Raw genomic sequence first — 25,105 nt, 5'->3', positions numbered from 1 at the left:
TGGTCCATTCTCCCTTCGAAAAGCAGACGCGTACGCGGCTGCAATCGCCGTGTCAAACCGCTGAGATGCCTGGCTTGAGCGGCGCCATCCCGGATGGCAGAACCCCGAAGCCTTCAGCGCTCGTGCGGCAGTCCGTATCTCACGCACCCTCGACTCGGGAACTCCTCTCCCTTATCAAGCGTTAGCCTGAAATCGGAGTCCTGCGCCACGCGGCATCGCGGAAGGCGGCGCGCTGTCTGTTATGCCGGCATGGTGTGGAAACATGTTGCAGTCCCACCGCCTCGTTTGGCGCCATATCCATTCCGGAATCGAACGGCCAGCCGCCGCAACCGGTGCTGTGTCGCCGTCGCCGAAAAGAACTTAGCCTATGCGCTTCCGTTTCGACCCGGTGCCTCATTGGCCGCCGAACGCTTGGCTCGCGCGCTGCGAGACGGGCGCGGACGAGGTCGTGGTGCGCCATGGCAACCGCGTCGAGACGACCGACGACTGGTTCTGCGAGGCGGCCTGGCCCGGCCCCTATGAGCAGGGCGATTTCGACCGCACGGATATCGTGGCCGGCACCGGCGGAAGGCTTCGGGATGGCGCGGTCACGTTCGTAAGTCCCGATTCCACCGTCGATCGACTGCAATTCTCGCGGGCCGAGAACATCGTCCATGTTTCGAACTCGCTGGTCTGCCTGATCGCGAATTTGGATATCGAGCTCGACCCCTGCTACCCGGGCTATTATGCGGACTTTCGGACAATCACCGCCGGCCTGGATGCCTACAAGCGTCCGGTTCGGACGCTCCGGGGCGACCTGCAGCTCTGCTACTTCGACAATCTCGTCTGGGACGGAACATCGCTCGAGCCGGTCGGCAAGCCGCTGCCGGTTCGCGATCTGTCCAGTTTCGAGGGCTATCGGACGTTCCTGCTCGCGACCATGGCGGCGCTGGTCGAGAACGGGAAGAGCCCGGCGCGCAAGGCGCCCTACCGGACGATCGGCACGCTGTCCTCCGGCTATGATTCACCCACCGTCGCGGTCGTGGCGAAGGCGGCTGGCAATGAGGAGGTCATCACTTTCGCCAACGCGCGCGGGGGCGCCGACGACAGCGGGGAGCCGGTCGCCGACAAGCTCGGCCTGCGCTGCATCACGCTCGAGCGCGCTGCATGGCGGGGCAACCCGTTTCCGGAGATCCCCTTCCTTGCCGCGAACGCCTATGGCGAAGAGATGCATTTCGGCGGCGCGGCGCCATATCTTCCCGGCCGGATCCTGTTCACCGGCCAATATGGCATGGTCTGGGACAAGACCGTCCCGTCGCTCGGCCCGGAGATGGCGCGCCCCGATCCGGGCGGTCTCGGCCTCACGGAGTACCGGCTCTGGACGGGCTTCCTGCAATGCGCCGTCCCGTATTGGGCGGCACGGGAACTGCGCCGAATCAACGCCATCAGCAATGCCGACGAGATGAGGCCGTGGGATGTCGGCGGTGACTACAATCGGCCGATCTGCCGGCGCATCGTCGAGGAGGCCGGCGTCCCGCGCGGGATGTTCGCCCGGGAGAAGCGCGCCACCGCGGTCGTCCTGTGGGACCGCCGCGAGCCCTTCCTGACCGACCGCTCGCTCGAAGACTATCGCGACTGGCTGCACCGGCTGTCGTGGCGGTTCCTGCGGCAGGGCCGCCTGCCGCCGCTGTATCTCGACCGCGTCAGCACGGCGCGGCTCGCGCTGAAAAGGCAGGTCGAGCGCCTGCCGAGCGGGATAGTGAGTCGGCTCGCCGATCTGCCCGGCGCGTGGCGGGTGCTGTCGATCAAGACGCCGCCCCTCTTCTATTTCCTGTTTCCATGGGCCATACAGCGCGCGGTCGAGCGCTACCATGAGGCGTCGCCGGCTGCCTCCGAAGCGCGTTAACCTATCGCACGTCTTGACCGATTATTGTTGATTCCGCCCCGCTTGCCTCCAATATAGGGGGCAGGTTTCGCGCGGCTTGGGGGATAGAGAGGCTGGAATGGCTATTGGACCTGACAGAAAATATATGACCCGCGGCCAAGCGGATGTGGCCCAGATCGATGTCGGTCTGCGCCAATATATGCTTGGCGTCTACAACTACATGGGCGGCGGTCTTGCGCTCACCGGCATCATCGCCTACCTGACCGCCAGCTCGGAAACGATGATGCAGGCCATCTTCGGCACGGGGCTGGCCTGGCTGGTGATCCTGGCGCCGCTGGGCATCGTGTTCTTCTTGAACTTCCGCATCCACAAGATGAGCTTCGCGACGGCGCAGATGTCGTTCTGGGCCTATGCGGCGCTGAACGGGTTGGCGTTCTCGTTCATCTTCATGCTCTACACCGAGACGAGCATCGCCCGCGTCTTCTTCATCACCGGGGCGACTTTCGCTGCAATGAGCCTGTATGGCTACACGACGAAGCGCGACCTGACGGGCTGGGGCTCGTTCCTGTTCATGGGCCTGATCGGCATCATTATCGCCATGGTCGTGAACATGTTCCTCGCGAGCAGCGCGCTGCAGTTCGCGATCTCGGTCATCGGCGTACTCGTCTTCACCGGCTTGACCGCTTATGACACGCAGAAGATCAAGGAGAACTACTACGAGGGCGATGACGGCCAGATCATGGGCAAGAAGACCATCATGGGCGCGCTCAGCCTGTATCTGGACTTCATCAACCTGTTCCTGATGATGCTCCGCCTGTTCGGCAATCGCGAGTAAGCCTCGCGGCCCATACGCAAGAGGCGAAACGCCCGGGATCGTCGTCCCGGGCGTTTTTTTGTGCGGCGGCGATCGCTTGACAAGCAGGATCGCGGCGGCGGATGAATGCCGCAGAAAAGAACGTCTGAGGGAGACGTCGCGATGTACAGGCTCTACTGGTCGCCGGGCAGCGCCGCGATGGCGCCGCACGCCGTTCTGGAGGAGATCGGCGCGCCATACATCCTGGAACGGATCGATCTGTCGCCCGGCGTGCCGCGATCGCCGGACTATCTGAAGCTCAATCCGAACGGCAAGGTGCCGACACTGGTCGTGGATGGGGTCGTCGACGAATCGCAGGTCATCTATGAATCGGCCGCGATCTGCATGTATCTCGCCGACCGGCATCCGGAAGCGCGGCTCGCGCCGGCCGTCGACGATCCGCTGCGCGGCGCCTACTATCAATGGATGGCATATTTGGCGAGCACGCTGCAGCCGGCCTACCTGCTCTATTACTATCCCGAGCGCCACACGATCGACGAGGCGCAGACGCCGGCGATCCAGGCACGCGCGACGGACGAGCTGATGATTATCTGGGACCGCATCAACCAGGCGCTGGCGGCCGGGCCTTATCTGCTGGGCGAGCGGTTCAGCGCCTGCGACATCTATATGCAGATGCTAGCGACGTGGCAGGACCCGGTGCCACAGCTCTACGCCCGCTGCCACAATGTGAAGCGCTGCGTCGGTCTCGTCGGGGCACGGCCGGCGATCCACCGGATGCTGGTCCAGCACGACGCGGCCGCGTGAGCGATGAGTGATCCGCGAGCCATTCTTGAGTTCTGGTTCGGTGAGCGCGCCCGGAACAATTGGTTCGTCCGGGATGCGGCGTTCGACGCGGAGATTCGCCGCAACTTCCAGGTGGCCGTGACAGAAGCGGCCGAGGACCGGCTCGGCGCGTGGGAGCGGAGTCCGGACGGCTGCCTCGCCCTCGTCCTCCTGCTCGATCAGTTCCCCCGCAACATCCACCGCGACAGCCCGCGCGCTTTCGCAGCCGACGGGAAGGCCCGAGCCGTCGCAAGCGGGGCGATCGACCGAGGCTTCGACCGCGCCGTCGCCGACGACCGGCGCGTCTTCTTCTATCTGCCGTTCGAGCATAGCGAGGATTTGGCCGATCAGCGGCGTGCCGTGGCGCTGATCCGGCAGCTCGCCGAGGAGCAGCAGGGCGAGGCCCGCGTCACGGCGCTGGAGTATCTCGACTATGCAATCCGCCACGAGAAGGTCATCGAGCGATTCGGCCGGTTCCCGCACCGCAACGCGGTCCTCGGCCGCCCCAGCACGCCCGAGGAGGAAGACTTCCTGAAGCAGCCCGGCTCGTCGTTCTGAGGACCTCACCTTTCGACAAGCTCAGGGTGACGTCCTCATGCTGAGCTTGTCGAAGCATGAAGCCAAGCGCGGCGGAGCTCCGATCCCCTGAATGACGGATCCTACAGGCCCGCGCTATCCAGCACCTTTTCGCCCTGCGCCTTGCGGCGCGCGCGCTCGGCCAGCACGGCGTCGAGCCAATTGGTATCCATCTCCGGGACCGAGGACAGCAGCAGGTCCGTGTAGGGGTGGTGCGGCGGCGTGAGCACCTCGGCCTTCGGGCCTTGCTGCACGATTTCGCCCTGATACATCACTACGATCGAATCCGCGATCGCCTTCACCGTGGCAAGGTCGTGCGTGATGAAGACGTAGGCGAGGCCCGTCTCGTTCTGGATTCGCAGGAGAAGGCGCAGGACCCCATCGGCAACGACGGGATCAAGGGCGCTGGTGACCTCATCGCAGATGATGACGGTCGGTTCCGCCGCGAGGGCACGGGCGATGCAGACCCGCTGCTTCTGGCCGCCCGAAAGCTCGGACGGATAGCGCTGCGCGAAATCTCGCGGCAGTTCCACCCACTCGAGCAGCTCTTCGACGCGTTTCCTCCGCGCCGCGCCGGATCGCCCGAAATAGAAGGTCAGCGGCCGGCCCAGGATCTCCTCGACCTTCTGCCGCGGATTGAGGGCCACGTCGGGCATTTGGTAGATCATCTGGAGACGGCGCAGCTGCTCCTTCGTCCGGTCCTTGAGCTTGCGGCTGAGCGTCTCGCCGGCAAAAACGGTCTCACCCTCGATCGGCGGGAGCAGCCCGGTCAGCACTCGGGCAAGCGTCGATTTGCCGGAGCCCGACTCGCCGACCACGGCCAGCGTCGTCGCGGACTCGAGCGCGATCGACACGTCCTTCAGGACCAGAAGGCTGCGGTCATAGCCGGCCGTGAGGTTTCGTGCCTCCAGGACCGGCGGGCCGCTTTCGCGATGGGTCGCCTCGCCCTCCACGCGGCGCACATTCACCAGCGCCTTCGTGTAGGCCTGCTTCGGCTCATGGAGGATCTGCCCGGTCGGCCCCTCCTCGACCAGCGTCCCGTGCCGCAGCACCATGATGCGGTCGGCGATCTGGGCCACGACGGCGAGGTCATGGGTGATGTAGAGCGCCGCCGTGCCCTCATCCCGGATCGCATCCTTGATCGCGGCCAGGACCTCGATCTGGGTGGTGACGTCGAGCGCGGTCGTCGGCTCGTCGAACACGATCAGATGCGGCTTGCAAACCATCGCCATGGCGGTCATCGCGCGCTGAAGCTGGCCGCCCGAGACCTGATGCGGATAGCGGTCGCCGAAGGTCTCCGGATTCGGCAGGCGGAGCTTCGCATAGAGGCGCTTCGCGTTCTTCAGCGCCTCGTCCATGCTCATGACGCCATGCGTGACGGCGGCCTCGCAGACCTGCGCGTTCAAGGTGTGGGCCGGGTTGAAGGCGGCCGCGGCACTCTGCGCCACATAGGCGACCCGCACGCCGCGAATCTTGCGCAAGGTCTCGTGGGGCGCGCCGAACAGCTCCTGCTCGTTGAGCCTGATGGAGCCGCCCGAGATTCGGCAGCCCGAACGGGCATAGCCCATGGAAGCCAGCCCGATCGTCGACTTGCCGGCGCCCGACTCGCCGATCAGGCCCAGCACCTCGCCGCGCTTCAGAGTCAGCGAGACGCCCTTGACGATCTCGAACCAGCTATCGCCTTCGCTCTGTCCCTCAATCCGCAGATCGTCGATCTCGAGAAGCGGCGTCATCGCATCAGGCCCTTCCTCGCAACAGGCTGGCGCGGTTGAGCTGCCAATCCACCACCAGATTGACCGCGACGGTGAGAAGCGCGATGGCGCCGGCCGGGATGAGCGGGATGGTGAGGCCGAAGCTGACCGCGTTCGCATTGTCGCGCACCATGCCGCCCCAGTCGGCCGCCGGCGGCTGGATACCGAGGCCCAGGAAGCTCAAGGCGCTGAGGAACAGGAAAGCGAAGCAGAAGCGCAAGCCGAACTCCGCGATCAGCGGCGGCAGCGTGTTCGGCAGCACCTCGCGGCGAATCACCCAGCCGAGCCCCTCGCCGCGCAGCCGGGCGACCTCGACGAAGTCCATCACCGCCACGTCCACGGCGACCGCGCGCGAGAGGCGGAAGACGCGGGTCGAATCGAGCACCGCGATGACGAGGATCAGGACGAGCGTCGAGGACGGCAGGACCGAGAGCACGACCAGCGCGAAAATCAGGGTCGGGATCGACATGACGACGTCGACGCTGCGGCTGATCGCCTGGTCGGTGAAGCCGCCGACGACGGCCGCCAGGAATCCGAGGGACATGCCGAGGGCGAAGGACAGGAGCGTCGCCGCGAGCGCGACGGCAATGGTGTTCTGTGCGCCGTACAGCAGGCGAGTCAGGATGTCGCGGCCGAGATTGTCGGTGCCGAGCCAATGCTCGCTCGACATTGGCAGCCAGACGTCGCCGACGATCGCGGACTCTCCGTAAGGCGCGATCCAGGGACCGAAGATCGCCAGGAAGGCGTAGATCGCGATGATCGTGAAGCCGAACCAGGCGCTGAGCGGCGTGTTTCGCATGACGGTCCTCACGACCTTGGGTGCCGAAGCTTGGGGTTGGAGAGGATCGACAGGATGTCGGCGGTCATGTTCAGCAGGATATAGGCCGCGGCGAAGATCAGGCCACAGGCCTGCACCACCGGGACGTCGCGTTTCGCCACCGCATCGACCATGAGTTGGCCCATGCCCGGATAGACGAAGACGACCTCGACCAGCACCACGCCGACCACGAGATAGGCGAGGTTCAGCACGACCACGTTGATGATCGGCGAAAGCGCGTTGGGGAATGCGTGATAGAGGGTGATACGCGAGCGCGTGACGCCCTTGAGCTCCGCCATCTCGATGTAGGGGCTCGACATCACGTTGATGATCGCGGCCCGGGTCAGCCGCATCATGTGGGCGACCACGACGAGCGTCAGCGTCGCGCAGGGTAGCGCGATGGCATAGAGCTTCTCGCCGAGGCTCATGCTGTCATAGACGCTGGCGAGCGAGGGCGCCCAGCGGAGCGTCACGGCGAAGATGAAGATGAGCACGTAGCCGACGAAGAACTCCGGCATCGAGATCGTGCTCAAGGTCGCGATCGAGATCGACTTGTCGAGCCAGCTGTTCCGAAAGCGGGCGGCGATCAGCCCGAGGAACACCGCGAGCGGCACGGCGATCGCCGCCGACACGGCGGCAAGGAAGAGCGTGTTCTGGAGCCGTTCCCCGATCATCTCGCCGATCGGACGCCGGTTCGCGAGCGAGGTGCCGAGATCGCCTTGCAGGATGCCGCCCAGCCAATCGAAATAGCGGATATAGGCCGGCTGATTGAGGTCCAGCGTCTCGCGGATCGCCGCGACCGCCTCCGGCGTCGCCGCCTGACCGAGAATCGCCTGCGCGACATCGCCGGGAAGGATCTCCGTGCCCAGGAAGATGAGCACGGAGACCGCGAGAAGCGAGCCCGCGCCCAGCGCGATGCGCTGGGCGAGGAGACGCAGTACAGCATTCATCGGCCGGGCCGATCAGCTCGTGAAGTAGAGCTGCTCCGACATGCGAAGCCCGGTCAGGACCGGCGACGGCACCAACCCCGCCACATTGTCCCGGCCCGCAAAGATGTAGTTGTTGAACATCGGAATGACGACACCGCCATCCTCCCAGATCATCACTTGGAGGTCGTGATACATCTGCTTGCGCTTTGCGGTGTCGAGTTCGCCCCGGGCGGCGATGAGGAGCTTGTCGAAGTCCTCCCGCTTCCAATAGGAGTCATTCCAGGCCGCATCCGACTTGTAGGCGACGGACAGCATCAGGTCCGCCGTCGGCCGGCCGCCCCAGTACGAGCCGCAGAACGCCTTGTTCATCCACACCTCGGTCCAGTAGCCATCCTCCGGGGTGCGCTCGACATTGATCGTGATGCCGGCCTTGGCCGCGTGCTCCCTGTAGAGGGCCGCCGCGTCGACCGCGCCGGTGAAGGCGGCGTTGGAGATATGGAGCGTGATCGGCCCGCTGGCGCCGGACTTCTGGAAGTGATGCTTCGCCTTATCCGGGTCATAGTTATGCTGCGGGATGTCGGCGGCATAGAACGGGTCGAATGACGGGATCGGATGGTCGTTTCCGACCTCGCCATAGCCGCGCAGGATCTTGTCCACGATGTCCTTGCGGTCGATCGCGTATTTGAGCGCGAGCCGCATGTCCTTGTTGTCGAACGGCGCCATGTCCGTGCGCATCGGGAAAAGGTAGTGCCCCGCGCTCGGCACGGCGATGATCTGGACGCCCGGGGCACGCTTCAGGAGGTCCACGGTCTTGGGGTCGACGCGATTGACGATGTGCACCGCGCCAGTCTGGAGCGCGCTCGTCCGCGCCGTCAGGTCGTTGAGGACGAGGCTCTCGACCGAATCCACATGCGCCCGCCCGTCCTTCCAGTAGTTCGGGTTGCGCGTGGCGAACGTCCGGACGCCGGGCTCGAAGGACTCGATCACGAAGGGGCCGGTGCCGACGCCGGAAGCAGGATCGGAGCCTTCCGGCATGATCAGCAGGTGATAGTCGGCCATGATGTAGGGCATGTCCGCGTTGGCCGAATTGAGCGTGACCGTCACCTCGTGCGTGTCGGTCGCCCGGAGATCGGTGATCGCCTCCAGATAGGTCTTGGCGGCGGACTCCGTCCCCTCCCCGCGGTGGTGATTGATGGAGTACACGACGTCGGCCGCCGTCATCTCCTTGCCGTTATGGAACTGGACGCCCTTGCGCAGCTTGAACACCCACTGCGTCGCGTCGTCGCTGGGCTCCCAGCTCTCGGCGAGCTCGGGGATGATCTTGGCGTTCTCGTCAAGTTCGACGAGGCAGTTTCCCCACTGGAAGCCGACGGTCTGGATATAGGTCGACAGGTAGGTCGCCGGATCGAGGCTGTTCGTCGACTCGCCGCCGTCGATCCCGATCTTCAGATCGCCGCCTTTCTGGGGCTCTTGCGCGAACGCCTTGCCGGCGAACGAGGTCGCGAGCGCCGTCGTGACGCCGAGCGCCGCGGCGCGGTTCATGAACTCGCGGCGGGTCACGCCGCCGCTCTTCGCTAGCCATGCCAGGTAATCATATTTGGACATTCAAGCCTCCCGTTTCTGGTTTGCGTCGTCCGGTTCCCTCGTCGCGAGCGCCTTTCCTCTCGAGCCGTCGGATACCGGTTCTATTCAGTGATCGCGCACGGAAGCGATCTTCCGTGCTCGACTGCCCTCCTGTTCTCGGTTCGTTGCGGGGCCGCGCCGCGCGGCCGTGTCAATTCTTTTGCCATTAAGACTCAAGAGCGCCGTCGAATACAAATTTAAATTCCGCCACGCCGCTTCGGAAGCCCTTGTTTTCCTTGTCGAATGGCCATAGCTCGCGCGCACGCCCGGAGCCCGCGTAACGAGCCCGCGTCCAGGGGTGCGGCCTACGAAGCCGACACTGGCCCTCGCCTTCCCATTAGGGTCTTATGATGACGCTAGCGGCGTCGGAGGGAAAGGCCTTGCCACTTAACGCCCCGAACATGCCCACGGGCGACATAGAGCGATATTTGCGATGATATCGGAGGCAGAACGGAAACCGGCGACGCGGTCCGGAAGGACAGGGCAGAGTCTAACCCGATCGGATTACTTCAGCCTGATCGGATCCTGTTCTAAACTGCGCGTCCGGGCATTTCGCCCGCCGATCTGTTGGGAGATATAAACCGATGAAGCGCTTCCTGCTTGCGGTCGTGGCCGTATTCAGCATCATCGCCCCGGCCTTCGCCTTTCATTGCCCGGCCGACATGGCCAAGATCGACGCGGCGCTTGCCGAGAACCCATCCCTCTCCGCCGATCAGCTCGCGGAGGTGAAGCGCCTGCGGGCCGAGGGCGAAGAGGCCCACGCCGCCGGCAATCATCAGGAGTCGGTCGACAAGCTGGCCCAGGCGATGAGCATCCTCGGCATTCAGTAGGACCGCATCCGATAGGCCTCCCCAGGCGATAGGCGTCCCCCGAGCGAAGCGCCTCCCGAGCCGAGAGCGGCGCGGTCGCTCCCGGCCTGCGTGGATTCCGGGTCGCCCGATGGGGGACCGGGGTGACTCGCCCCTCATGCGTCGGCCGCAAATCTGCCGGTTAAGAGTTGTTTAACGGTCGCTGCTCTAATCCTAGGGCGTCGGTGGGCAGTGCATTCTCCGTCGCCGCTGACCGTCACGGTAGATAATGAATGCGGAGCGACCAATGTTGCGGGACATTCCCTACAAGGTCAGATGGATCTTCGCCCCCTCCACGCCCGGACGCGGCGGCCTCTACGGGACCACCACCCATCAGGGCGCGACGCCGGCCGCGGCGGCAGTCGCTTCGGCCGAGCGGCTGTTGAACGCGCTTCCCGACGAAGAGCGGAACCCGGCCGAACTTCTGATCCTCAGCGTCTTCGAGGAGCCTGACGGCGAGAATCTGCTGTCGGCCGCCGACCTCGAGGCGACGCTGCGCTACCACCATACGCCCCTGCCCTGCCCGGTGGTGTACCGCCCGCTCTGCTGAGGCGGGCCCGAGTCACCACAAGTCCTTCACCGCGACGTCTTTCCCGGCTGATCGGTCGCGCGCGCCAGGCGCTGCTGGAGGAAGGCGAGCACCGCAGCTTCCTCGCCGCTCAATCCCGATAGATCGTCCCGCAGGTCCTGTTCGACCCGTTCCTTCAGCATGCTGAGCAGGCTGCCGTCCAAATAGGCGTCGACGACGGCGGGATGGACGTAGGATTTGCGGCAGACCGTCGGCGTGTTGCCCAGCTCGGCCGCCACCCGTTCGATCGCCCGGGTGACGTTGCGGCGCCCCGCAGCCGCGCTGTCGAAGGATTCGAACTCCTGCAGCGCATAGGCGGCCAGCACGGTCCCGGCCCAGGTGCGGAAATCCTTCGCGGTGATCTCGGCGCCGCTGGCGGCACGGAGATAGTCGTTGACGTCACCCGAATCGATCACCTGCCGCTGCCCGTCGTCGTCGAGATATTGGAACAGCTCCTTGCCGGGGATGTCGCGACAGGACTTTATGATCCGCGCCAGCCGCCGGTCACGCAGGCGGATCTTCTGCATCCTGCCGCTCTTCGCGCGGAACTCGAAGTTCATCGTCGCCTCATCGATCCGGACATGCTGATCCCGGAGCGTGGTGAGGCCGAAGCTGTGATTGTTTCGGGCATATTCCTCGTTGCCGACCCGAATCAGCGTGATCTCCAGTAGCTTGACGATGGTGGCGAGGACCTTCTCGCGCGGCAAACCCGGCCGCGCCATGTCGGTTTCCACTTGGGCGCGGATCCGGGGCAGCGCCGCGGCGAAGGCATGCATATGGTCGAACTTCGCCCCGTCACGCATCGCCCGCCAGCGCGGGTGATAGCGATATTGCTTGCGTCCCCGGTCGTCGCGTCCGGTAGCCTGGATATGGCCGCGCGGATCGGGGCAGATCCACACATCGGTATAGGCCGGTGGAATGGCCAGCGCGCGGATGCGCCGGAGCGTCTCCGGATCCTTGACCGGCCGTCCCTCGGGATCGCGATAGCTGAAGCCCTTGCCGGCACGGCGGCGCGTGATGCCGGGCGTCTCGTCATTGACATAACGCAGACCGGCCTGACGCGAGGCCGCGACCGGATCGACAATGATGTCGGAGGAGGCGGAGCAGACCGTGGAACGAGAGTTCGAGCGGGATTCGGTCGGGCTGTTGGCGCTCATGGCTCGCCGGCTGGGTCAACAAGGCGGCTCACCGAACGCCGGCCCCGCCGCGAGGGGCACCGAAAGGCACGAAGTCAACACCGCGCCACAGGATTGGTTCCAGGGGAATGCTTCCGAGGCCGGAGCATGCCCGGCTCAATGACCCTCGCGGCCATGCACCTGGTAGGGCGGCGTGGTTGCCTCTACCGCGGTGAAGGGCTCGAGGATCCGATAGCTGTGTTCGGCGCCCTTGGGGACGATCCAGGAATCGCCGGCCTCGAGCCTCACCATCTGGCCCTCGATATGCAGCTCGGCGACGCCGCCGATCACATAACCCACGGTCTCGTAATCGCGCCGGCTCGCCGGCTTCGACGCGCTCGGCGGCTCGTTCTCCCACAGCCGCATCGAGACCGACTTGCCGGACGCCAGATACTTTTCACCATCGCCGCTCTTCGGCGAGTGCCGGGAGCTGACCTTCGTCACGGTTGTATCGTTCATCCCGCTCTCTCCTCGACCGCTTCGGTCTGCGCCCCCTCTATTGGACGCCTATTCACCGATGGCGGCCGGCTATGTCTGGTACGGGTTCCGGTTCTGCTTGCGGTAGCTCGGCCCCTTGCGGGGCTGGTCCGGATAGTCCGGGTTGCCCGGCCGGCGCGGGTCCTCCGGCTCGCCAGGCTCGGTGGGCATGTTCGGGTTCTCGCTATGCCCCGGCCCCTCCGCCTGGGGTGCCGGCTTGGTCTTGCCCGTGCCCTGGTCCCTGCCCGCGCCGCGCTTCGGCTCCATCGCCATCCGTCGTCTCCCGCTTGGTTCGGGTCCTCACCGGTGCTAACACCAGCCTTTGGCAGGCGTTCCCGACGGAGCGGGATCCGGCAAAACTTAATTCGCCGCCCGGGCACGATAGATCAAATTCAAGCAAAACACCCTCCTGATTTCTTTCTATCTATCTGTATTTACTTAGAAATGATATGCACTACTGTCCGCCTTTAACGCTTCGTTATAGAATTCACGACAGACTGGCGTTTCCCGGCTTTAAGAAGAAACGTGGAAGCGCATCATGGATCTGTCCCCATCCGACGAGACTCAAGAAGGCGCAGTCTGCGCCACACCGGCAACCGTCCGCACCACCATTCGGCTCGAGCGGGTGAAGCTGGCTGCGGTCGTCCGTTTACTCGATGGGCTTCGCGGTTGGCTCGACGAGGAGATCCAGTCGATTCGGGTCGCGCAGATGGATGACGCCTTCTTCGCAACGACGAAGGGCGTGCAGTATCGCCCGATGATCGCCGACGCGGACGATCGCCCGGCGGCGTTCTGAAGCCGCAGCGGCGAGATCGGAGCACGACCCGAGCGGATTGGATCAACCTGATCGGTGAATCGTCCTCCAGTTCATGTCCTTTGAGACTGAGTCGCCGATCCCATCCTTTCGATGGGATCGGGTCAGGCTCTATACCGCCATGGCAGTTGCTATGACGAGGGCGACGATGCCGGCCACACCGGCAAAGAAGAACAGCCGGCGATAGGGCGTGCTGAGCAAGGTCAAGCCGGGATACACGACCTCGGTTTCATGCGCCGCGATGCCGCCGTCCGGTAGCCGGTCGTTCCGTGTCCTCGACCAATAGGAACGCCGTCGCTTCGACATGGTTATTTTGCTCCACTTCCCTTGGCCCCTCCTGTCGCAAGCATATAACGTGCGACGGCGCGAGATGTTCCGAATTCCGGCAAGCGGCGACGGCGGACGGCCAGAAGTCGGTCAGGAGTCGGCCAGGGTCGATCAGAGAGGAATCACCGACACTCGAAGATCGCGATGTCTTCGCCCTCGTCGCGCTCGTCGGTATCGCTCAGCCGCGCCTCTTGGTCATAGGCCTCGCAATACTCCTCGGCCTGCTCGGTGGCGTCAGCCAATTCCTCGTCGTCCCCATACTCGAAACTGACGGTCGGCCTACTCGTCTCGACCCGATCCGGTCCGGGCATCTCGCAGGCCGCGAGAAATCCGACGGACAGGATCGCAGCAGTCGCGATGGTCCGATACATGGGTGATCTCCGGTTGAACACTGTGCTGCAGACAACACCGCGGCGATCGTTTCGGTTCCGTGACCCATTGTCAGATGCTCCTGAGTCAGACGCTCCTGGCCGTCCCCTGCCGCCGCTCGCCGAGCCACCCGCCGAGGAGTCCGGCCAAGAAGGGCACCAGCCCGCCGACAAGGAGATTCGTCAGCGTGAAGCCGCCAGCAAGCAGCAGGGCGATGGCGACCGCGACGGCCGCCGAGATGCCGGGCTCCAGAATGGTCCGCCCGGCCGACTTGACGCCCACGATATAGCCGCCGATCGCGAAGACCAGGAAGTTGAGCACCGCCGCGAGCAGGGCCTGCCCGCCGCTGAGTGTGATGTCTTCAACATTGGCCGCGTCCTGCATCTCGCCGCCCCACAGCACGGCCAGGATGACGCCGGCGACGAGGTTGAGCCCGACCATGATCAGCACGCCGAGCCCGATCCACTTCCAATCGAGAGTCCGCGACATCGAGTCACCTCAATCGTGGCGCGTCCGCCGCACAGTCGTCCGAGGACGTCATCAGGAACTTGAGACATCAATACAGCGACGGCGCAAATTGTTCCGCGACGGCGCGGCGACTTGACTTTCCCGCATAGGCGTCAGTGCGGATTGTCCGAAGCAGGATCTTCCGGAATTCCGCCCGGGCGCGTCCCCATGCGGGGAGCCACCGTCGATATTCGACTAATCTTTCGAGTCGCGCTTCGGCAAATTCTTGCGCTTGGCGCCGGCCATCTCGTGAAGCTCCTTTTTGCTCATCGATTCGGCCATTCCCTTCGACGCGGCTCGCAGGCTCGATTTGGGCTTCTCCCCGCGCTTCGCGGCGAGCGCGGCGCCGGCGGCCATCTGCTGCTTCTTCGACTTCGCCGGTGACATATGCGCCTCCAATCCTTGTGAGCGACATACCCCCGTTCTGTCTAACGCCGGCAGCGGTGAATTGCTCCGCGGCAACGCAATCCGCGCACATCCGTTGTCACTCTCGAGGGGAATGGGAGGGCGAGAGGAGCGGAAGAGAATTCGGGAGGCGACGCATGACGAAACCTTCGGGCGCGGAGCAGGCCATCAGCGGCCCATTGCGGGCAGCGGCCGAGAAAGCAGCCGAGAAGACAGCCGAGAGGACGGGCGGCAAGGACGAGGTGGCGATGGGCGACGTCATGGAGCCGATCTTCGGCCATGGCCTGACTCTGGTCATCGTCATTCTCGCGCTGCTCAACATCGTGCTGTCACCCCTGCCCGGCGCCAGTGTCGTTCTCGGCGTGCCTCTGGTCCTGGCGACCTTTCACGTCGCGATCGGCAAAGGCCGACCGTCCGTCCCGCAATGGGTGGCGCGCTGGACATATGACGGCGGCAAGACGGTACGCGGGCTCCGTAAGGGCGTGAGCTGGGCCGAATGGGCCGAGAAATTCGTGCGCCCGCGCCTGCAGGGCCTGGCGAGCGACCCGATGATCAGGATCGCGGCCTGGTGCTCCCTGGCCATGGCCCTGATCCTTCTGGCGCCGCTGCCGTTCGTCAACGTCACGCCGGCTCTCGCTATCATCCTACTGGCGCTCGGCTCGATGGGCCGCGACGGCCTGCTGATCCTGGCAGGGCTGATCGTCGCCGGCCTGCATATCGTCGCCGTCCCGACGGCGTGGTGGTGGTTCAGCGGGTAAGGGCCATCCCGCCCGTACCGACCACAATCACGCGGCGCGGACGCGCTCCAGGAACTCCGCCACGCCGGCTCTCAGCTTCTCACCGGTCTGGCCGAGCTCGCGGGCGCTGGTCAGGACCTGAGAGGCCGCCGAACCGCTTTCGGCCGCGGCTTGGCTGACCTGGCCGATCGCGCCGGAGACCTCCTCGGTACCCTGCGCCGCCTGCTGGACGTTGCGGGCGATCTCCTGCGTCGCCGCGTCCTGCTCCTCGACCGAGGCGGCGATGCTGCTGGCGATTTCGCGGCTCTCGCCGATGATTCGGCCGATCTGCTTGATCGCCTCGACCGTCTCGCCGGTCACGCCCTGGATGCCCTGGATCTGGCTCGCGATGTCCTCGGTCGCCTTGGCCGTCTGGGTCGCCAGCGACTTCACCTCGCCCGCGACCACGGCGAAGCCCTTGCCGGCCTCGCCGGCGCGCGCCGCCTCGATCGTCGCGTTGAGCGCCAGGAGATTGGTCTGGGCGGCGATGTCCTGGATCAGCTCGACCACCTTGCCGATCGCCTGGGCGGCCTCGGCCAAACCCTGAACCGTCTCGGTGGTCTGGTCGGCCGAGCGGACCGCGCGCTCGGCCGCTTCCGTCGAGGTCACGACCCGGGTTCCGATCTCGCGCACCGAAGCGGCCAGCTCCTCGGTCGCCGTCGCCACCGTCTGGACGTTGGCCGAAGCCTGAGTCGCCGACGCCGAGACAGTCATCGCCTGGGCGTTGGTCTGATCGGCCGCCGCGGTCATGGTTCCGGCCGCCGCCTCGAGCTCGGTCGCCGCGGCGGCGATGCTCTCGACCAGAGTGCCGACCGTCTCCTCGAAGTGGTCGGCCATCGCCTGCATCGCCTTGCGCTGCTCCTCCTGCGCCCGCGCCTCCTGCGCCTTCGCCTCTTCCTCCATCTCCCGGTTGCGCCGCAGATTGCCCTTGAACACCTCGACCGACTGCGCCATCTGGCCGATCTCGTCCCGGCGCCCGGCCGCCGGGATCTCGACCGCGAGATCGCCGGCCGCCAAGCGGTTCATCGCCGCCGTCATCGCATTCACCGGCCCCGTGATCGCCCGCGCGATCGCCCAGGCGATCACCAGCGCGAGCCCAAGAGCACCTAAGGACAGGGCGAAGGAGGATGCCTCGGAAGCTTTCGCGGCGTCCGCGGCCTCGGCGCCGAGCCTGGCCTGCTGGTCGATCGCCGTCTCCCGGATCCAGGCCGACGTGTCCGCCAGGGCCGGGCCGTAGCGGTCCAGCGAATTACTGATCACGTCGTCGCTTTCGAAGATCACCTCGGCGATTTCGTCCATGCCCGAGACATAGGTCGCAACCAGATCGTTGATCTGCGCCAGCCGCTCCTCTTGTCCCGGCGCGATAAGCGCCGGCCGCATCCGCCTGAGATCCGCCTGAACGTTGGTGAGGGCATCCATGACCTTGACGCGGTCCTCTTCCCTGTGACTGGCCACGAAGCGGGACGCGGTCGTCCGGGCCATGAGGAAGTCGCCGTGGACTTTTGCGGCGAAGATCTGCCCCTTGACGTTTAGCGAGGCCGCCTCCTGCTCGCCGATCTCCGCGATAACGCGACGGGCGGCGATGCCGGTATCCTCGAGGATCGTCTGCGTGAGCTCGTCCTGGCGGGCGCGCAGGGCGACGAGCCGTTCGAAGCCGGCGGCGTACTGATCCAGGAAAGTCATGATCTCGTCGACCGCCTTGCGGGTGTCGGCCAGCACCACCAGCTCTTTCGCCTCGCCGAACCGGCGCTTCAGTTCGGCGAGGTGGACCTCGAAGGCGGCGGCCTCGTCGGCCGATCCCAGCGCCATGAACCGGGCGACCGCCAAACGGGACTCCACGAGCGCGGAGTCGGCCTGCGCGCTCAGCAGCGCAATCTGCGCCTCGCCGGAATAGGCCGCGAGATTCTCCTGGGACTGCCGGCTACCGAACCAGGAGAGAGCCGCGAGCACCAGCAACAGCGCCAGCACCGCACCGAAGCCGGCATAAATCTTGATGCTGGTCTTGAGATTGCCGAAGAAGCCGAAGAAACCGGCTCCTGTCCCGATGCCCTCTAACATTGCGGGTCCACCTGTCCTGACTGGATCGCGTCAGGAATTAGCTAACCCTCATAAGTTAAAGAGTTCTGATGCTTGCCGTGCCGACGAAGCAAAGTCTCGCATGGCATCCCTCGGTTCCGGCCAGAAACGAGAAAGCCGCCCTTAATGAGAGGACGGCGGGTTCGGTCACAGCGATTGCAGGGGCAGGCTTCTGAACCTTCAATATCGAAAAGATGGTGCCGTTGAGAGGATTTGAACCTCCGACCTACTGATTACGAATCAGTGCATTATCCATTTCTCGCCTTTTCACATCAGTGCACCAGATCAGAAGATATGGCGTTTTTCCAATATGTAAGGGCAAATTGACTTTTCACTTCCTTGCAATAGGCATCCCTCTATGTCAGGCTTTTCCCGTTGCCTATGGATGCCTAGGGGAGCCTCAGATGCCCAGAGTGAAGCTGACGGACGCCGCTGTGCAGCGGATTAAGCCGCCGACCAGAGAAGCGCGCCAGGTCGATTACTGGGATCAGCATCTCGGCTCATTCGGGTTGCGGGTCAGCTACAATGGTACGAAGGCTTGGGTTGTTCAGCCACGCGCCCTCAGTAAAGGCAAATGGACTCCCACTCGCGTCACTCTTGGCCGATACCCTGCCCTATCGCTCGCCGATGCACGGCAGAAGGCAAAGGACGCCCTTCGGCTCGCCAGCGAAGGCAAGAACCCGAGGGATGCACTCAAGGCCGACAAGGCACGCCTTGAGGATGAGAGCCGCAACACGTTCGATGTTCTGGCTGATGACTTCCTGGCGAAGTACGTCAAACGCAAGGGCTTAGAGGCAAAGACCCTGCGGGAATATGAGCGCACGTTGAAAGGCGCCGATGTCGCAGCGTGGCGCGACAAGCCAATCTCGAGCATCGGCAAGCGAGACGTCCATGATCTGCTGGACACGATCGTGGACCGCGGATCCCCGATCGCCGCCAATCGCACGCTGGCGTACTTGCGGCGCTTCTTCAATTGGTGCGTCGAGCGGGACGTCATCTCCGCGGCGCCAACAGACCGGGTGAAGCAGCCGAGTAAGGACAACCGGCGTGAGCGAGTCTTGTCGAATGCTGAAATCCCCGAGGTATGGGCCGCATTTGAAGCCGAAACCGGGTTGTTCGGACCGCTATTCAAGCTGCTGCTCCTGACGGGCCAGCGGCGCGACGAAGTGTCGGGCGCACGCTGGGATGAGTTCCGGAGCTTGGAGGGCGATAATCCGGTTTGGGAGATACCCGGGGAGCGGACTAAGAACGATTTGCGGCACATTGTGCCGCTGGTGCCACAAGCCGTGGAAATCCTCAAAGCCGTCACGCGAGTGGAAGACAGTCCTTTTGTATTCACGACCACCGGTGAGACATACGTCAGTGGTCTCAGCAAACCGAAAGAACGGGTCGATACCTTCATCGCGGAAAGACGGACGAAGGCCGGCATATCTGAGGCCATACCACACTGGACGCTGCACGATCTGCGCCGCACCGTTTCGACGCGGATGCATGAAGATCTTGGCATCCAGCCGCACATCGTGGAGGCCGTTCTCAACCACATCAGCGGTCACAAGGCCGGCGTGGCCGGGAACTACAATCGCGCGCTTTATCTGACGGAGAAGCGCCGGGCCCTTGAGGCATGGGCCAACCATATCGACAAGCTATTGGGCAGGCTGCCGCAGACCAACATCGTCGAGCTCCGGCCGGCAGTGGGTGCTACCAGTGAGTGAACTTGCGAGGCTTCAAGCAGCACTGCAGCATGCGCGGCAGCAGTTCCCAGGCGAAGGTGATCCGGTCGCCAGCCGAGAGGCAATGGGCCTAGCATTGAGCGCTGTCATCGACTTCCTACACGCCCACCAAATGGCCGAAGAAGTCGTCCCGTTGTTGGCGCTAGCGGGCGCCGTCGTCGACGTCCAATGCGGCAATCAGTCCCCGCTGCTCACTGCACCAAAGAGTGGCAAGCGCCCGTCGGCGTCACTCCGCCTGCGTTTGAATCTCGCCGTCGCCAGCGCGGCCATTTCGGTACTGATGGAGGCCGGAGCGAACGAGAATGAGGCCGCCGATAAGGTCGCACGCGTGCTGAGGAGCAGCGATATTCCGTTGCCCGCCAAGTCACGAGCAGATGTACCGCTGCCGCGTGCTCTCCAGGAATGGCGCTCTAAGCTGCTCCAGGGCCGTCAGGGCAAAGAGGCACAGCAGATATACCGGGATGCCCTGCAGGGCGCTCGATCGCAGGGCGAGGTCGCGGCGCAAGCGCTGTTGGAGACCCTAGCCGAGCTCGGAAAGAAAGCGCCTAAACCCCCTGTTTTATAGCGCCCTTGCTGAAGGGAGCATGCCCTTGCTTTTCAATTCCATAGCGAGGGCAAGATGGCTGACGTTTCCCGCACCGAATACGACACATCCCTACCGGATCGACTCGTGCCGAGCCGTAAAGTCCGCCAGCTGACGGGCGATATTTGCGAGGCAACTCTCTGGCGCCGGCTACAGCGCGGACAATTCCCCCATCCGGTCAAGATTAACGGCCGCAATTACTGGCGCGCTAGCCAGATCGCAGATTGGCTCGAAAAGCAGACCAGCCTGCAGGCCGCCTAGCCAAAGAAAAACCCGCCGGCAGGCACCGGCGGGCTAGGTGATCTGTGAAATCTGTACAACTCAGAACCTAGCCTAGGTGCCTCCGGAATTCAATGCGAGTCCGTGAGGTGTGCTGTGAATACTGCTCAAGCAATCGAAGATGCCTGCCAAGATCCGCTTCGCGCGGGCGACAGGCTGTGGTTCGAAACACACCGTGATCGTAACCACCGGGTGCGCCCCGCCGGCGCCCTCGAGCGGGCATTGTTCGATGAACGATGCCAGCCGGGCCCATGGTTCAGTCCGGCTATCGTCATCCGCCGCCTTTCTAACGGCAGCCTATGCTGGATGCCAATTTGGATACGCGACGATAAGCCCGACGATGAGGAGACGGCTGGTCTCGCTTTCGAGCGGCTATGGGCAATAGTCCACGGCGATTTCCCGCCGCCTCCGATCGCCGGCGCGAGGGGGTGAGCCATGGGCGACAAGTGTAAGCTCGAATGGGCCTTGTCGCTGGCTGATGCTGGCTTCTGGGTGTTCCCGCTGCGGTTCAGCCGTCGATCAGAAAAGTGGATTCCATGGGAAAAGGGGTGGCAGCAGAAATCCACGCGTGACGCTGACATTATCCACGCATGGTGGTCCGCCGCTCCTGACAGAAACATAGGGATTTTCACCGGCCGGTTTGGGGACGGTCGTGCCCTCTGTGCCATCGACATTGACGTCAAGGCCGGCAAGGCGGGCGAGCAATCCATAGCGGAATTGGGCGAGCTCCCCGAGACGTGGGAGAGCCGCACCCCGAGCAGCGGCCGCCATCTGGTATTTGTCGTCGATGAACCAGTGGCGAGCAGCGTTGAAGACTTAGCCCCCGGGCTGGACATCCGTTCCGACGGCGCCTTCATTGTGGCGCCTGGCAGCGTGCGATCGGACGGGGCCTACAGGCTTGTGCGGGGCATCCCACCCGTCACGCTGCCGGACAAGATCAAACAGCATCTCGGCCGACCGCGGGAGCGGAGCGCCACCCAGCAGGCAATCGAAATACTGGACGATCGCGGCGCGGTCGACCGTGCAGTTCACTTTCTGCGGATCGACGCCCCCGCGGCGCTACAGGGCCAGCACGGCGATATGACCACGGTAAATGTCGCTAATCGAGTCGGCGACTTCGGAATATCCGAGCCGATGTGTTTGGATTTGATGCTCAAGCAGTACAACCCGCGATGCGAGCCGCCATGGGATCCTGACGAGTTGGCGCAAAAGGTGGCGAACAGCTACCAATACAGAAAGGAGCCGATCGGCTGCGACCATCCTGTCGCGCAATTCGGTCCTATCGAGCAACCGACGCCAGCAAAGAGCAAACCGCACTGCATTCCGTTCACATGGTTTGCGGACGTCAAGTTCCGGCAGAAGTCGGATTATCTCGTCAAAGGGCTGCTAACCGCCGGCGGGCTATCCGAGATCCACGGGCCGCCAGCCTGCGGCAAATCCTTCTGTGCTTTCGATCTATCCATGCACGTTGCCATGAGCCGGCCCTGGCGTGACCGGAAGGTGAAGGGCGGCGCCGTGGTCTATGTCGCCGCGGAGGGGCAGCAGGGCTTTGTAAGGCGCATCGAGGCATTCCGGAGGCGACACCTTCCCGAGGGCGCTACAGGCGTCCCTTTCGCCCTTGTGCCGACCGCATTGAACCTCCTGGACCCGAAGGCCGACACGCAGCCGTTGATTGACACCATCAAGGCGCAGCGACCGTCAGGGGTAGAGCTCCGTCTAGTGGTGATCGACACCCTAAGCCGGGTGTTGGCCGGCGGTGACGAGAATGGCCCGGAGGACATGACCGCCTTCATCCGGAACTGCGATCGGATCCGGGAAACGCTCGGTGTGCATGTCTGCATCGTCCACCATACCGGCAAAGAGCCCGGCAAAGGCCCTCGCGGACATAGCTCCCTTCTAGGTGCCGCGGATACCGTGGTCGAAGTTGCACGGACTGAGGCCGGGCGTAGCGCGACCGTGGTGAAGCAGAAGGATGGCCACGAAGGGGACGCCTTCGCCTTCGACCTGGACGTGGTGCAGCTCGGCTTGGACGAGGACGGCGACGAAATAACGTCCTGTGTTGTCCGCCACCTCGGCAATGCGCCCGCGGCGAGTATGCGCCGGCTGCCGAAAGGCCAGAAGTTGCAGGCATACCGACTGCTGATCCGAGCCATCGACGAAAAAGGCGAAACGCCGCAAAAGAACGACCCGATTCCCGGACAAAACAGGTTTGTCCGGACGGAGGTTTGGCGCGAGTTCTGCGAGGCGGAATTCATCGCGGATTCGAGCAATCCGGACAACAAACGCCGGGCCATACAGCGCGCCATGCAAGGGCTACAAAGTGAAGGCTTTATAAAGGTTTGGGAAGATCGGGCCTGGATCCCGGACAAAGCCGGACAGGCCCGGACAAACACCTTTTGTCCGCCTGTCCAGCCCCGGACGGACACGGACACCCCCCTATAAGGGTGTCCGTCTGTCCGGACCCGCCCGTGGCGCGTGGAAAACCTAGGAGAACGGATCGATGGCGTCGCATTCAGCTCGCCACCGTAGCCACCGCCGTCGCTGGGCCTCGGCGATTCTGGCCCTGCCCTCCGCAGTCCTGGCGCCAGTTGATAGGCCGCCGTGGTATTTGCAACGACCGTTCTCTGCGGCCGGTCGCATCAGGCAGCGACCGCCCTTCTTTCGCTTGGCGCCGCACACAGGATGGCGGACCACTCGCCAGGCTTTGGCGTGTTTGCCGGCCTGCCACCGCGCGACAAAGGCCTCAATCCGGAATGCCTCGATTACCTGACCTTCCAGATAGGCTTTCGTCTTTGCCAGCTGCTGATCTTGGTTGTTCGTCATTCGACAAATGTGTCTGAGCACAAGCGAATCGCGTGCGCGCGCATTGGAGTAATAGCCGCCGGCCGTCATTGTACTGCTGAAAGCGCGCGAAGAACAGGACCGGCTGATATCTAGTCAGCGACTAATCAGACCCTAAGTCACTCGTCTGAAATGAATTTAGTCGGGCCGTGCGGTTCATCCGCGTCAGATAGGCATCTGATAGGCAGCGCGACCGGGCCGCCGATCGGATGCGGCCTTTTGTCGCCGCTCCGCTACCAATAAGCTACCAGAGACCGAGGGCAGAAGAGATAAACGCCTGGATTTCAAGCATTCGGCAGCATCAAAGCACCTGATTGCTAATCAGGCGCACACAACCCAAGAGCGAAAATAGACGTTTACACATGGCTTCGTTGAGCCGAGTTTCGGCGAGGCGCCGGGAATCCTTCAGCAACGGAGTGTCGATCGAATGAAGGCAGAAGATTCAAAGCATATGGATCTCGCAAGGCAACTCGCATTCATTAAACCTGGCGAGACGGCCGAGGCTATTGCACGTCACATCGTCAAAGCCCTCACCTTGGCCACTGAGGACCACGCGCGTCGCGTTGCCGAAGCCTTAGCCTTGACCGCCGGTGAAGCCCCTGCGGCCAACAGTGACATTCTCACCTCCACCGAGCTCGCGGCCAGGTGGCACTGCCACAAAGTGACGTTGTGCAACTGGCGTGTGCAGGGCAAGGGGCCGAAGTTCATCAAGATCGGGAAGGAGATCCTTTATCGGCTCGAGGATGTTTTGGCTTGGGAGCGAGATAACCGCAGACAGAGCACGGTCGACAAGCCGAAGCCCGGGCCCGCCAAGTAGTCCCGAGGTACCGGGTACCGGGTGGCCGGGAGCCGCCGATTCGCCTTGAGCCACAGCGTAGTGGGACCCGTGCGAATTTTCGGCGCAGCACTGACGGAATTGCCTTCTACAGGCAATCAAAGACGATCTAGTTTTGAATGGCAGTGAGAGAGCCGTCGTCAAAATAGAGATAGCTCCCGCTTCCGTAGACCCACTGTTCGCGAACGCCGTGGGCTGTTGTTGTGCGGTTAACTGATCGAGGGCGCCCCCACGCCAGACAAGCCATTTCTGAGTTAGCGCCGACCCAGATTTTACCGTCCCGAAGGGCCTGCTTTGAGTCATTAGACATCGACAACGCGTCGATTCGACGCTCACGTTCGCCGTTAAAATCCGACGCTTCCGCCTCCGTTCGATCACACTCAGCTGCAGCCGGATCTTTGAGACAGATCACCGAATCTAGGACGGCCGCGAAATCTGAGGACTGGGCCTTCTCGATCCAATCGCATTCGGCTTTAGCCGCACTTGTGAAACAGGCCGCACTTGCAACCACAGCAATCAAGAGGAGGCGCATTGGGTATTCCTCTCAGAGGTTGGAACCAGCCTAGCGCCTCCCCATCATGGCTGTCACGAGGGCAGCAGGCGCTTACCTACGCCTCAAGAGCGGCGTCAACCTTGCCGTTCTCCGCGGTGAGTGGCTCGAGCCGCTCGGCCATGTCGTCCGGCAAAAGTGGCAGCAAGTCCCGGAGACATGCAGCGAGAGGCGCTATACCATAGTCGCTGAGGTCGCAGCGCGGTTCGGCGTGCTCTAGCGCCATGTGGATCCTGGCCGCCTGAGTGATCGCCCCCGAAGATTCGGCATCCAGGATCCGCTGCGCCTTTGCGTCGGCGCTGAGTTCGAGTGTTGTAACTCTCTCATCGAGATCTGCGTCTTCGCGAGTCCACTGCTCTTGGTACAGGTCCCTCAGGATATCCGCCTCAGCGATCCAGGCTCGCCAGGTGTCGGCAATCTCGGTTTCGCTGTCTTGGTAACGTTTGGGAAATGGAACCACAATGCAGGTAGTGGCATCCGTGGTATTAATTGCATCAGTCACGGCCTTCACTCCTTCCAGTGAGGTTGTGATTAGACCGGGTTGGGATGTTGGCGCATCCCGCCCGGTCGCCCTTACAGTAGACGGCTCCGCCGACCGAGTCGTTTACACAATTGGTTAAAATCGTTCACGAGTAGTGAACCGCCCCGGGCCGCCTGTCTGCTGTTGGCCCGCCCCGGGTGGCACTCCCTCCCAAGCGAGCACGAGAATCCCACCGATCAAGGTCCGCCCCTCGCGCGCGTGGCCGCAC

General features: G+C 63.7%; 28 protein-coding genes. 13 read left to right on the top strand and 15 right to left on the bottom strand.

Annotation, left to right across the window (positions count from 1 at the left end):
- Positions 1–367: 367 nt before the first annotated feature.
- The 4 genes from DT069_RS12720 to DT069_RS12705 all read left to right on the top strand — a co-directional run bounded on the left by DT069_RS12720 (position 368) and on the right by DT069_RS12705 (position 4,058).
- The gene (locus DT069_RS12720; protein ID WP_119460670.1) at positions 368–1,885 is read left to right on the top strand and encodes a hypothetical protein; all 1,518 of its coding nucleotides are present in this window, start codon (positions 368–370) and stop codon (positions 1,883–1,885) included.
- Positions 1,886–1,982: 97 nt separating this feature from the next.
- Entirely contained in the window at positions 1,983–2,699 is a 717-nt protein-coding gene (locus DT069_RS12715) for a Bax inhibitor-1/YccA family protein (protein WP_119460669.1), read from the top strand.
- A 141-nt stretch (positions 2,700–2,840) separates the two neighbouring features.
- A complete protein-coding gene (locus tag DT069_RS12710; protein ID WP_162913170.1) occupies positions 2,841–3,482 on the top strand; it encodes a glutathione S-transferase family protein in 642 nt (213 codons plus the stop codon).
- A gap of 3 nt (positions 3,483–3,485) precedes the next feature.
- Positions 3,486–4,058, top strand: coding sequence for a DUF924 family protein (locus DT069_RS12705; protein ID WP_119460667.1), 573 nt, complete (start codon positions 3,486–3,488; stop codon positions 4,056–4,058).
- Between the two features lie 101 nt (positions 4,059–4,159).
- On the opposite strand, the gene DT069_RS12700 is transcribed toward DT069_RS12705, so the two are convergent.
- The 4 genes from DT069_RS12700 to DT069_RS12685 are packed head-to-tail and all read right to left on the bottom strand — an operon-like array spanning position 4,160 to position 9,178.
- The gene (locus DT069_RS12700; RefSeq protein ID WP_119460666.1) at positions 4,160–5,809 is read right to left on the bottom strand and encodes an ABC transporter ATP-binding protein; all 1,650 of its coding nucleotides are present in this window, start codon (positions 5,807–5,809) and stop codon (positions 4,160–4,162) included.
- 4 nt (positions 5,810–5,813) lie between these two features.
- Positions 5,814–6,626 (bottom strand): ABC transporter permease, encoded by an 813-nt coding sequence (locus DT069_RS12695; protein ID WP_119460665.1) that lies wholly within the window; start codon positions 6,624–6,626, stop codon positions 5,814–5,816.
- Positions 6,627–6,634: 8 nt separating this feature from the next.
- Positions 6,635–7,594 (bottom strand): ABC transporter permease, encoded by a 960-nt coding sequence (locus DT069_RS12690; protein ID WP_119460664.1) that lies wholly within the window; start codon positions 7,592–7,594, stop codon positions 6,635–6,637.
- A 12-nt stretch (positions 7,595–7,606) separates the two neighbouring features.
- On the bottom strand, positions 7,607–9,178 hold the full coding sequence (locus tag DT069_RS12685; protein WP_119460663.1) for an ABC transporter substrate-binding protein: 1,572 nt from the start codon (positions 9,176–9,178) through the stop codon (positions 7,607–7,609).
- Positions 9,179–9,780: 602 nt separating this feature from the next.
- On the opposite strand from DT069_RS12685, the gene DT069_RS12680 reads away from it, so the two are divergent.
- Together DT069_RS12680 and DT069_RS12675 are read left to right on the top strand one after the other, a co-directional pair.
- Positions 9,781–10,026, top strand: coding sequence for a hypothetical protein (locus DT069_RS12680; RefSeq protein WP_119460662.1), 246 nt, complete (start codon positions 9,781–9,783; stop codon positions 10,024–10,026).
- Between the two features lie 265 nt (positions 10,027–10,291).
- The gene (locus tag DT069_RS12675) at positions 10,292–10,594 is read left to right on the top strand and encodes a hypothetical protein (RefSeq protein ID WP_119460661.1); all 303 of its coding nucleotides are present in this window, start codon (positions 10,292–10,294) and stop codon (positions 10,592–10,594) included.
- A 26-nt stretch (positions 10,595–10,620) separates the two neighbouring features.
- Here the strand turns inward: DT069_RS12675 and DT069_RS12670 are convergent, their stop codons facing one another.
- From DT069_RS12670 to DT069_RS24640, 3 genes are all read right to left on the bottom strand, one after another.
- Positions 10,621–11,769, bottom strand: coding sequence for a DNA topoisomerase IB (locus DT069_RS12670; RefSeq protein WP_119460660.1), 1,149 nt, complete (start codon positions 11,767–11,769; stop codon positions 10,621–10,623).
- A gap of 135 nt (positions 11,770–11,904) precedes the next feature.
- Positions 11,905–12,246 carry a cupin domain-containing protein gene (locus tag DT069_RS12665; protein WP_119460659.1) on the bottom strand — a complete coding sequence of 114 codons (342 nt, stop codon included), beginning with the start codon at positions 12,244–12,246 and terminating at the stop codon, positions 11,905–11,907.
- 69 nt (positions 12,247–12,315) lie between these two features.
- A complete protein-coding gene (locus DT069_RS24640) occupies positions 12,316–12,537 on the bottom strand; it encodes a hypothetical protein (protein WP_162913169.1) in 222 nt (73 codons plus the stop codon).
- 265 nt (positions 12,538–12,802) lie between these two features.
- Here DT069_RS24640 and DT069_RS12655 point away from each other — a divergent pair, with 265 nt between their 5' ends.
- The gene (locus DT069_RS12655) at positions 12,803–13,060 is read left to right on the top strand and encodes a hypothetical protein (protein ID WP_119460657.1); all 258 of its coding nucleotides are present in this window, start codon (positions 12,803–12,805) and stop codon (positions 13,058–13,060) included.
- A gap of 129 nt (positions 13,061–13,189) precedes the next feature.
- Here DT069_RS12655 and DT069_RS12650 read toward each other — a convergent pair whose 3' ends face one another.
- From DT069_RS12650 to DT069_RS12635, 4 genes are all read right to left on the bottom strand, one after another.
- A complete protein-coding gene (locus DT069_RS12650; RefSeq protein ID WP_119460656.1) occupies positions 13,190–13,384 on the bottom strand; it encodes a hypothetical protein in 195 nt (64 codons plus the stop codon).
- A 143-nt stretch (positions 13,385–13,527) separates the two neighbouring features.
- Complete coding sequence (locus DT069_RS12645) at positions 13,528–13,776, bottom strand: hypothetical protein (RefSeq protein ID WP_119460655.1); 249 nt, start codon at positions 13,774–13,776, stop codon at positions 13,528–13,530.
- 85 nt (positions 13,777–13,861) lie between these two features.
- Entirely contained in the window at positions 13,862–14,263 is a 402-nt protein-coding gene (locus tag DT069_RS12640; RefSeq protein ID WP_119460654.1) for a hypothetical protein, read from the bottom strand.
- A gap of 213 nt (positions 14,264–14,476) precedes the next feature.
- Entirely contained in the window at positions 14,477–14,668 is a 192-nt protein-coding gene (locus tag DT069_RS12635) for a DUF3008 family protein (protein ID WP_119460653.1), read from the bottom strand.
- A 155-nt stretch (positions 14,669–14,823) separates the two neighbouring features.
- Here DT069_RS12635 and DT069_RS12630 point away from each other — a divergent pair, with 155 nt between their 5' ends.
- Positions 14,824–15,444 (top strand): exopolysaccharide biosynthesis protein, encoded by a 621-nt coding sequence (locus tag DT069_RS12630; protein WP_119460652.1) that lies wholly within the window; start codon positions 14,824–14,826, stop codon positions 15,442–15,444.
- Between the two features lie 27 nt (positions 15,445–15,471).
- On the opposite strand, the gene DT069_RS12625 is transcribed toward DT069_RS12630, so the two are convergent.
- Entirely contained in the window at positions 15,472–17,520 is a 2,049-nt protein-coding gene (locus DT069_RS12625) for a methyl-accepting chemotaxis protein (protein ID WP_119460651.1), read from the bottom strand.
- Between the two features lie 422 nt (positions 17,521–17,942).
- On the opposite strand from DT069_RS12625, the gene DT069_RS12615 reads away from it, so the two are divergent.
- From DT069_RS12615 to DT069_RS12600, 4 genes are all read left to right on the top strand, one after another.
- Positions 17,943–19,250, top strand: coding sequence for a tyrosine-type recombinase/integrase (locus tag DT069_RS12615; RefSeq protein ID WP_119460650.1), 1,308 nt, complete (start codon positions 17,943–17,945; stop codon positions 19,248–19,250).
- Positions 19,243–19,833, top strand: coding sequence for a hypothetical protein (locus DT069_RS12610; protein ID WP_162913168.1), 591 nt, complete (start codon positions 19,243–19,245; stop codon positions 19,831–19,833). The genes DT069_RS12615 and DT069_RS12610 overlap by 8 nt, the downstream gene beginning before the upstream one ends.
- A gap of 54 nt (positions 19,834–19,887) precedes the next feature.
- Positions 19,888–20,112 (top strand): helix-turn-helix transcriptional regulator, encoded by a 225-nt coding sequence (locus DT069_RS12605; protein ID WP_119460648.1) that lies wholly within the window; start codon positions 19,888–19,890, stop codon positions 20,110–20,112.
- Positions 20,113–20,565: 453 nt separating this feature from the next.
- Entirely contained in the window at positions 20,566–22,572 is a 2,007-nt protein-coding gene (locus DT069_RS12600) for an AAA family ATPase (protein WP_119460647.1), read from the top strand.
- A 42-nt stretch (positions 22,573–22,614) separates the two neighbouring features.
- Here DT069_RS12600 and DT069_RS24955 read toward each other — a convergent pair whose 3' ends face one another.
- Positions 22,615–22,953 (bottom strand): HGGxSTG domain-containing protein, encoded by a 339-nt coding sequence (locus DT069_RS24955; protein ID WP_119460646.1) that lies wholly within the window; start codon positions 22,951–22,953, stop codon positions 22,615–22,617.
- Positions 22,954–23,398: 445 nt separating this feature from the next.
- Here DT069_RS24955 and DT069_RS24950 point away from each other — a divergent pair, with 445 nt between their 5' ends.
- The gene (locus tag DT069_RS24950) at positions 23,399–23,788 is read left to right on the top strand and encodes a helix-turn-helix transcriptional regulator (protein ID WP_425450195.1); all 390 of its coding nucleotides are present in this window, start codon (positions 23,399–23,401) and stop codon (positions 23,786–23,788) included.
- A gap of 127 nt (positions 23,789–23,915) precedes the next feature.
- On the opposite strand, the gene DT069_RS12585 is transcribed toward DT069_RS24950, so the two are convergent.
- Positions 23,916–24,338 (bottom strand): hypothetical protein, encoded by a 423-nt coding sequence (locus DT069_RS12585; RefSeq protein WP_119460645.1) that lies wholly within the window; start codon positions 24,336–24,338, stop codon positions 23,916–23,918.
- 76 nt (positions 24,339–24,414) lie between these two features.
- On the bottom strand, positions 24,415–24,858 hold the full coding sequence (locus DT069_RS12580) for a hypothetical protein (RefSeq protein WP_162913167.1): 444 nt from the start codon (positions 24,856–24,858) through the stop codon (positions 24,415–24,417).
- Positions 24,859–25,105 lie beyond the last annotated feature (247 nt).

This window comes from Virgifigura deserti (genome assembly GCA_003576685.1).
GTDB lineage: Bacteria > Pseudomonadota > Alphaproteobacteria > Dongiales > Dongiaceae > Virgifigura > Virgifigura deserti.
Note: the sequence above shows the minus strand (reverse complement) of the source record. Positions and strands in the feature narration are given on the sequence as shown.

What these genes read in the sequence shown, in the direction of transcription:
- DT069_RS12585 (WP_119460645.1), bottom strand. Translation starts at nt 24,338, where the DNA reads ATGCGCCTCCTCTTGATTGCTGTGGTTGCAAGTGCGGCCTGTTTCACA.
- DT069_RS12720 (WP_119460670.1), top strand. Translation starts at nt 368, where the DNA reads ATGCGCTTCCGTTTCGACCCGGTGCCTCATTGGCCGCCGAACGCTTGG.
- DT069_RS12685 (WP_119460663.1), bottom strand. Translation starts at nt 9,178, where the DNA reads ATGTCCAAATATGATTACCTGGCATGGCTAGCGAAGAGCGGCGGCGTG.
- DT069_RS12700 (WP_119460666.1), bottom strand. Translation starts at nt 5,809, where the DNA reads ATGACGCCGCTTCTCGAGATCGACGATCTGCGGATTGAGGGACAGAGC.
- DT069_RS12715 (WP_119460669.1), top strand. Translation starts at nt 1,983, where the DNA reads ATGGCTATTGGACCTGACAGAAAATATATGACCCGCGGCCAAGCGGAT.
- DT069_RS12640 (WP_119460654.1), bottom strand. Translation starts at nt 14,263, where the DNA reads ATGTCGCGGACTCTCGATTGGAAGTGGATCGGGCTCGGCGTGCTGATC.
- DT069_RS12605 (WP_119460648.1), top strand. Translation starts at nt 19,888, where the DNA reads ATGGCTGACGTTTCCCGCACCGAATACGACACATCCCTACCGGATCGA.
- DT069_RS12710 (WP_162913170.1), top strand. Translation starts at nt 2,841, where the DNA reads ATGTACAGGCTCTACTGGTCGCCGGGCAGCGCCGCGATGGCGCCGCAC.
- DT069_RS12695 (WP_119460665.1), bottom strand. Translation starts at nt 6,626, where the DNA reads ATGCGAAACACGCCGCTCAGCGCCTGGTTCGGCTTCACGATCATCGCG.
- DT069_RS24955 (WP_119460646.1), bottom strand. Translation starts at nt 22,953, where the DNA reads ATGACGAACAACCAAGATCAGCAGCTGGCAAAGACGAAAGCCTATCTG.
- DT069_RS12675 (WP_119460661.1), top strand. Translation starts at nt 10,292, where the DNA reads ATGTTGCGGGACATTCCCTACAAGGTCAGATGGATCTTCGCCCCCTCC.
- DT069_RS12625 (WP_119460651.1), bottom strand. Translation starts at nt 17,520, where the DNA reads ATGTTAGAGGGCATCGGGACAGGAGCCGGTTTCTTCGGCTTCTTCGGC.
- DT069_RS12645 (WP_119460655.1), bottom strand. Translation starts at nt 13,776, where the DNA reads ATGTATCGGACCATCGCGACTGCTGCGATCCTGTCCGTCGGATTTCTC.
- DT069_RS12680 (WP_119460662.1), top strand. Translation starts at nt 9,781, where the DNA reads ATGAAGCGCTTCCTGCTTGCGGTCGTGGCCGTATTCAGCATCATCGCC.
- DT069_RS12630 (WP_119460652.1), top strand. Translation starts at nt 14,824, where the DNA reads ATGACGAAACCTTCGGGCGCGGAGCAGGCCATCAGCGGCCCATTGCGG.
- DT069_RS12615 (WP_119460650.1), top strand. Translation starts at nt 17,943, where the DNA reads ATGCCCAGAGTGAAGCTGACGGACGCCGCTGTGCAGCGGATTAAGCCG.
- DT069_RS12690 (WP_119460664.1), bottom strand. Translation starts at nt 7,594, where the DNA reads ATGAATGCTGTACTGCGTCTCCTCGCCCAGCGCATCGCGCTGGGCGCG.
- DT069_RS12635 (WP_119460653.1), bottom strand. Translation starts at nt 14,668, where the DNA reads ATGTCACCGGCGAAGTCGAAGAAGCAGCAGATGGCCGCCGGCGCCGCG.
- DT069_RS12665 (WP_119460659.1), bottom strand. Translation starts at nt 12,246, where the DNA reads ATGAACGATACAACCGTGACGAAGGTCAGCTCCCGGCACTCGCCGAAG.
- DT069_RS12650 (WP_119460656.1), bottom strand. Translation starts at nt 13,384, where the DNA reads ATGTCGAAGCGACGGCGTTCCTATTGGTCGAGGACACGGAACGACCGG.
- DT069_RS24640 (WP_162913169.1), bottom strand. Translation starts at nt 12,537, where the DNA reads ATGGCGATGGAGCCGAAGCGCGGCGCGGGCAGGGACCAGGGCACGGGC.
- DT069_RS12670 (WP_119460660.1), bottom strand. Translation starts at nt 11,769, where the DNA reads ATGAGCGCCAACAGCCCGACCGAATCCCGCTCGAACTCTCGTTCCACG.
- DT069_RS12600 (WP_119460647.1), top strand. Translation starts at nt 20,566, where the DNA reads ATGGGCGACAAGTGTAAGCTCGAATGGGCCTTGTCGCTGGCTGATGCT.
- DT069_RS24950 (WP_425450195.1), top strand. Translation starts at nt 23,399, where the DNA reads ATGAAGGCAGAAGATTCAAAGCATATGGATCTCGCAAGGCAACTCGCA.
- DT069_RS12705 (WP_119460667.1), top strand. Translation starts at nt 3,486, where the DNA reads ATGAGTGATCCGCGAGCCATTCTTGAGTTCTGGTTCGGTGAGCGCGCC.
- DT069_RS12655 (WP_119460657.1), top strand. Translation starts at nt 12,803, where the DNA reads ATGGATCTGTCCCCATCCGACGAGACTCAAGAAGGCGCAGTCTGCGCC.